This window comes from Mycobacteriales bacterium (assembly GCA_035995165.1).
Classification (GTDB): domain Bacteria; phylum Actinomycetota; class Actinomycetes; order Mycobacteriales; family CADCTP01; genus CADCTP01.
In genome coordinates this window covers 1-6,311 of the sequence record DASYKU010000003.1, presented here as the reverse complement: position 1 = coordinate 6,311, position 6,311 = coordinate 1, and the positions used below count along the sequence as shown (strand labels likewise).

At 72.1% G+C, this 6,311-nt stretch carries 6 protein-coding genes and 1 pseudogene; 6 read left to right on the top strand and 1 reads right to left on the bottom strand.

The features are described 5' to 3' along the window. The first annotated feature begins 424 nt into the window (after nucleotides 1-424). The 3 genes and pseudogenes from VGP36_00405 (at nucleotide 425) to VGP36_00395 (ending at nucleotide 1,897) form a co-directional block, all read left to right on the top strand. Nucleotides 425-595 (top strand): hypothetical protein, encoded by a 171-nt coding sequence (locus VGP36_00405; GenBank protein HEV7653186.1) that lies wholly within the window; start codon nucleotides 425-427, stop codon nucleotides 593-595. 181 nt (nucleotides 596-776) lie between these two features. Beyond that, nucleotides 777-1,142 (top strand): annotated as a pseudogene (locus VGP36_00400) (aminotransferase class IV). 44 nt (nucleotides 1,143-1,186) lie between these two features. Further along, complete coding sequence (locus VGP36_00395; GenBank protein HEV7653185.1) at nucleotides 1,187-1,897, top strand: creatininase family protein; 711 nt, start codon at nucleotides 1,187-1,189, stop codon at nucleotides 1,895-1,897. A gap of 609 nt (nucleotides 1,898-2,506) precedes the next feature. Here VGP36_00395 and VGP36_00390 read toward each other — a convergent pair. Continuing rightward, complete coding sequence (locus VGP36_00390) at nucleotides 2,507-3,166, bottom strand: MBL fold metallo-hydrolase (GenBank protein HEV7653184.1); 660 nt, start codon at nucleotides 3,164-3,166, stop codon at nucleotides 2,507-2,509. Nucleotides 3,167-3,218: 52 nt separating this feature from the next. Between VGP36_00390 and VGP36_00385 the strand changes: the two genes are divergently transcribed. From VGP36_00385 to uvrA, 3 genes are all read left to right on the top strand, one after another. Then, entirely contained in the window at nucleotides 3,219-3,446 is a 228-nt protein-coding gene (locus VGP36_00385) for a hypothetical protein (protein HEV7653183.1), read from the top strand. Between the two features lie 7 nt (nucleotides 3,447-3,453). Then, entirely contained in the window at nucleotides 3,454-3,993 is a 540-nt protein-coding gene (locus VGP36_00380; protein ID HEV7653182.1) for a Clp protease N-terminal domain-containing protein, read from the top strand. A 93-nt stretch (nucleotides 3,994-4,086) separates the two neighbouring features. After that, a partial coding sequence (uvrA, locus tag VGP36_00375; GenBank protein HEV7653181.1) for an excinuclease ABC subunit UvrA occupies nucleotides 4,087-6,311 on the top strand: 2,225 nt, incomplete at its 3' end.

Below are 6,311 nucleotides of genomic sequence, written 5' to 3'. Positions count from 1 at the left end.
GGCAGGCCTCGAGAAAGTCCGGGTCATAGCCCCAGACCCCCTTGCTCCGCAGCGCCAGCGCACTGATCTCCCCGGCGTCCTCCGGCCGGCCCACCCGAACGATCACCACCTCACCGTAGGTGTTCGCTGAGCGCGGCCGTCCTGGACTTGTACTCGGCACCAGGTATCCGGCACATGGTCTTGCACAGATGGGTCACGCGATGCTGGCCGTTGTCGCTTGTCGGTGCGAGCGCCGGCATCTCAACGGGGATCAGACCAAGTGTCCCAAATACGATGATCGAAACGTTACGTCACAATTGGTACGGTTCCGAACGTCGAGCACGCTCACGCGGCGTCCGGAAGGGGAGAACGGCGATGCCGAAGGACGCTCCCAGGCCGATCGAGCTACCTGACGGGGTCTGGCGAGACGACGAGGTGCTCGAGCATGTTGGTCGACACGGGGCGGGTGCGTGGGCTGACGTTGCATCTGACCCGGCTGTCAGCCGACTCGACCGAGCTGTTCGGGCGACCAGTGGACCCGGAGGATGTGCTGCGCCGGGTCCGGGCGGCGATCGCCGACCGGGTGGGTGCGTCGGTCGTACGGGTGACCGTCTGAGCGGCGGACTTCGTTCTGCGGCGGCCGGCGGACGCCGTCGACGTCCGGGTAGTGGTGACGTTCCGTACGGCGCCCGCGCCCCCGACCGGCGCGCTCGCGCTGGGCACGATCGCTTTCGCCCGGGAACTACCTCGGGTCAAGCACGTGGGTCTGTTCGGTCAGCTCTCGGAGCCGGCGCTCGGCGCAGCAGGCCGGTTTCGACGATGCCTTGCTGGTCGGTACCGACGGGAACGTCTCGGAGGGGGCCCTCTGGAATGTGGGCTTCGTCCGCCCGGACGGGCAGGTGATCTGGCCGGGTTCGGACGCGCTGCCCGGGGTGACGCTCGCCCTGGTCCGAGCCGAGTACGAGCGGTGCCATCCGGGCGAATCCTCCGAGCAACCGGTGCCCGCGGCGACCCTGGGCGAGTACGCGGCCGCTTTCACCACCAACGCGGTCGGCGGGGTTCGGCCGGTGCACCGGATCGACAAGCACATCCTCGATCCGGCGTCACCGGTCGTCGCCGAGATGGCCCGCTGCTATGCCGACGTCGAGCCCGAGCCGATCTAGCGCCAGCCGCAGGCTCGACGGGTTGGCGGTGGGAGGGTGGGGTGATGGAGTTCGTTGCTGCTGCGACGTCGGGTGAGGTTGGGCGGCGGGCGGCGGGGGTGGCGGTGCTGCCGATCGGGAGTTTCGAGCAGCACGGGAGCTTCCTGCCGCTCGGCACCGACACCGTGGTGGCGAGCGCGATCGCCGGCCGCATCAGCGCGGAGAACGATCTCTTCTTGCTGCCGCCGGTCACGATCTCGTGCTCGCACGAACACAGTGCATTCCCGGGAACGGTCAGCATCAGCGCCGGCACGCTCGCCGCCGTCGTCCGCGACATCGCCGCCAGCCTCGACCGGTCCGGGGTCACCAAGCTGGTGCTCGTCAACGGGCACGGCGGCAACTACGTGCTGTCCAACGTCGCGCAGGAGGCCAACGTCGGCGCGCGCCGGATGCTCCTGTTCCCGGGCCGCGCGGACTGGGACGCCGCGCGGGCGGCGGGTGGTCTGGTCACCTCGACGTCGGCGGACATGCATGCCGGCGAGTTGGAGGTGTCGATCCTGCTCGCCGTCCGGCCCGATCTGGTCGGCGCCGCGTACGCCGATCCGGCCTCGGACACCGACGCACCCGACCGTCCCGACCTGCTGATGCTCGGGATGCAGGCGTACACCCGCAACGGCGTGATCGGTCGGCCGTCGCTCGGCACCGCGGCGAAGGGCCACGCCGTGCTGGACAGCCTGAGCCGGTCCTTCCGCCCGCACGTCGTCCTGCTCGCCTAGCGACCGGCCGACGCCGGCCGCGACCATGGCGCCGCCATCCCGAGGCGGCGGCGGCGATTGACGGCGGCTGCCGGGCGTTCCCTGCTGGACCGCGATCACGACCCACGACCGCGGGTCCGTGCCCGGCTGGGGCTGCGGCGGCGGGGGTGTGTGCGCGGAGGTGTACCACTCTCGGTGGTAATTACTACGGGGAGTGGTAGCGCCCGGGACCGAGTGTGTCCCGGCTCGGGCGCGCGGCAGGCCGACGGTCACCGATTCGATCCACGACGACAGCTCCGGCTCCGCCCTCGTCGGGAGGCCGGAGCTCGACGCCCTCGGCGAGGAAGCGGCAGCCGGCCCCGGCCGGGGCTGGCCGGACCGCGGCCCGCCGGCGACCACCGGCCCGGGAGCCGGGCCCGGGGGCTGGGAGCCGGGGGCTGGGAGCCGGGGGCTGGGAGCCGGGGGCTGGGAGCCGGGGGCTGGGAGCCGGGGGCTGGGGGCCGGGGGCCGGGGGCCGGGAGCCGGGGGCCGGGAGCCGGGGCCGGCAGCCCAGGCCCGCCGAGGCGCTGACCGCGATCGCCCCGCCCGGAGCCGCCTCGGCGGCGAGGCGGACCTCGCCCGCGGCGACCGCTACCAGCCGCGGGTGCGCCAGGTGGGGACGGAGAGGCGTTCGGTGCCGACCGTGGTGTCCTTGCCGTGGCCGGGGTAGACCCAGGTCGAGTCGGCATAGAGACCGAAGATCCGCTCCTCCAGGTCGTTCATCAGCGAGGTGAACCGCTCCGGGTCCTTCTCGGTGTTGCCCGGCCCTCCCGGGAACAGCGAGTCGCCGGTGAACAGGTGCACGACGCCGGCGGACGGGTCGGTGTAGGCGAGCGCGATCGAGCCGGGCGTGTGCCCGCGCAGGTGGATCACCGACAGCGCCGAGGACCCGAACGGGATCGTGTCGCCGTTGCGGACCTCGCGGTCCACCGGGACCGGCAGCTCGGACGCGTCCAGGCGGTGCGCGACCGTCCTCGCGCCGGTCGCCGCCGTCACCGCGGCCAGCGCCTGCCAGTGGTCGCCATGCCGGTGGGTGGTGACCACGGTGCCGAGCGGGATGCTGCCGACCATCGACAGCAGCCGGTCGCCCTCGTTCGCCGCGTCGATCAGCAGGCCCTCGCCGGTCGCCCGGTCCACCAGCAGGTACGCGTTGTTGTCCATCGGGCCGACCGACATCTTGGTGATCGTCAGCCCGTCCAGCTCGCGCTCGTCGGCAGCTCCGCCGGCCGTCACGTCCCCGGTGTAGGTCATGCCCCGATCCTGCCGTACGGCGTACCCTCGGGCTCCACGAGGGAGGTGCGCGATGGCGTACGAGACCGGAGCACCACCGCCGCCCGATCTGCCCGATCCGATCACGGTGACCTATCACGTCGAGGACCAGCCGGATCAGATCCAGGACGCGCCGCGCGTCCCGGCCGCCCGGCCCGCCCGCGGCTTCGATGCGACGACCCAGATCAACGGGATCATGGGACCGCCGCCCGGGACCAGGACGTACCGGCTGCGCGGCATCGAGACCACCGAGGCGGACTGAGCGAGCCGTGTTCGAGGGGTTCACCGACGGCTCCCGCCGCGCGGTCGTGCTGGCCCAGCAGTCGGCCGTCGACCTGCGGCACCGCATGATCGCGGCCGAGCACCTGCTGCTCGGCGTCGCGATCGCCGAGCCCGGTGCGGCGGCGGCCGCGCTCGCCGAGCTGGAGGTGACGCCGGACCACCTCCGGAAGGCGGTCTTCCGGGTCGTCCCGCCCGGCTCGTCGATTCCCCGGGCCGGCCACATGCCCTTCACCGACGCCGCCAAGAAGGCGATGGAACTGGCGCTGGAGGAGGCGGCGCGGTTCGACGCCGAGGCGATCGACACCGGGCACGTCCTGCTCGCGCTGCTGCGCGGCGGCGGTGACGAGCTGCCGGCCGTGCTCGCCGCGGCCGACCTGGACGCGGCGGCGCTCCGGCCGGCGGTCGAGCGGCAGCTGGAGGGGCGCCCCCCGGAGCCGCGCCCGAGCCAGCTCGACCGGATCGAGGCCCTGCTGACCGACGTGCTGGCCCGGCTGGAGCGGATCGAGTCCGGGTCGGACCGCCCCTGACCTGGGCGTACCCGTTCCGGGAAGAAACTGTCGGACCCCGCCGCTACCGTATTGCCGACCTTCCCTCCCGTCGGCCGGAGAGAGAAACACCCTGTGGCAGACCGTCTCGTCGTGCGCGGAGCGCGTGAGCACAACCTGAAGAACGTTGACCTCGACCTGCCCCGGGACAGCCTCATCGTGTTCACCGGGCTGTCCGGGTCGGGCAAGTCCAGCCTGGCCTTCGACACGATCTTCGCCGAGGGCCAGCGTCGCTACGTGGAGTCGCTGTCGGCGTACGCGCGGCAGTTCCTCGGGCAGATGGACAAGCCCGACGTGGACTTCATCGAGGGCCTGTCCCCGGCGGTCTCGATCGACCAGAAGTCGACCTCCCGCAACCCGCGGTCGACGGTCGGCACGATCACCGAGGTCTACGACTACCTCCGGCTGCTCTACGCGCGCGCCGGCCACCCGCACTGCCCCGAGTGCGGCCGCCCGATCAGCCGGCAGACCCCGCAGCAGATCGTCGACCGGGTGCTGGAGATGACCGAGGGCACCCGGTTCCAGGTCCTCGCGCCGGTGATCCGCGGCCGCAAGGGTGAGTACGCCGACCTGTTCAGCGAGCTGCAGACCAAGGGCTTCTCCCGGGTCCGGGTCGACGGCGTGGTGCACAGCCTGACCGAGCCGCCGAAGCTGAAGAAGCAGGAGAAGCACACCATCGAGGTGGTCGTCGACCGGCTCGTGGTCCGCGACTCCTCCAAGCGGCGGCTGACCGACTCGGTCGAGACCGCGCTCGGCCTGGCCGGCGGGCTGATCGTGCTGGAGTTCATCGACCGGGCCGAGGACGACCCGGAGCGGGAGCGCACGTTCTCCGAGCACCTGGCCTGCCTGTACGACGACCTGTCGTTCGAGGCGCTGGAGCCGCGCTCGTTCTCCTTCAACTCGCCGTACGGGGCCTGTCCGGAGTGCACCGGGCTCGGCACCCGCAAGGAGGTCGACCCGGAGCTGGTCGTGCCGGACCCGGAGCGGACGCTGCGGGAGGGCGCGATCTCGCCGTGGGGCAACGGCCAGACCGCGGAGTACTTCCTGCGGCTGCTCACCGCGCTCGGGGACGCGATCGGCTTCACCGTGGACACGCCGTGGGAGAAGCTGCCGGCCCGGGCCCAGAAGGCGATCCTCTACGGGCACGACACCCAGGTGCACGTCCGCTACAAGAACCGGTACGGCCGGGAGCGCGCGTACTACGCCTCGTACGAGGGCGTGGTGCCGTTCCTGGAGCGGCGCCACACCGAGACCGACTCCGAGTTCTCCCGCGAGAAGTACGAGGGCTACATGCGGGAGGTGCCCTGCCCGGCCTGCGGCGGGGCCCGGCTCAAGCCCGAGGTGCTCGCGGTGACGCTCGGCGGCAAGTCGATCGCCGAGGTCTCCGGCTACTCGATCGGTGCGGCCAGCGAGTTCCTGCACGGGCTGACGCTGTCCGAGCGGGAGCGGATGATCGCCGAGCGGGTACTCAAGGAGGTGCACGCCCGGCTGGGGTTCCTGGTCGACGTGGGCCTGGACTACCTCTCCCTGGACCGGCCGGCCGCGACCCTGGCCGGCGGCGAGGCGCAGCGGATCCGGCTGGCCACGCAGATCGGCTCCGGCCTGGTCGGCGTGCTCTACGTGCTGGACGAGCCGTCGATCGGCCTGCACCAGCGGGACAACCGGCGGCTGATCGACACGCTGCTGCGGCTGAAGTCGCTGGGCAACACCCTCATCGTGGTCGAGCACGACGAGGACACCATCAAGATCGCCGACTGGGTGGTCGACATCGGCCCGGGCGCCGGCGAGCACGGCGGCGAGGTCGTCGTGTCCGGCACGGTCGAGGACCTGCTGGCCAGCGAGCGGTCGCTGACCGGGGCCTACCTGTCCGGGCGGCGGCAGATCCCGGTGCCGGCCGGTCGCCGGCCGGTGCTCCCGGGCCGGGAACTGGTGGTCGAGGGCGCCCGCGAGCACAACCTGCGCAACATCGACGTGACGTTCCCGCTCGGCGTCTTCACCGCGGTCACCGGGGTGTCCGGCTCGGGCAAGTCCTCGCTGGTCAACGACATCCTCTACACGACGCTGGCGAACAAGCTCAACGGCGCGCGGATGGTGCCCGGCCGGCACAAGCGGGTGCGCGGCGTGGAGGAGCTGGACAAGATCGTCGGCGTGGACCAGTCGGCGATCGGGCGGACCCCGCGGTCCAACCCGGCGACGTACACGGGCGTGTTCGACCACATGCGGCGGCTGTTCGCGGAGACGACCGAGGCGAAGATCCGCGGCTACCAGCCGGGCCGGTTCTCCTTCAACGTCAAGGGCGG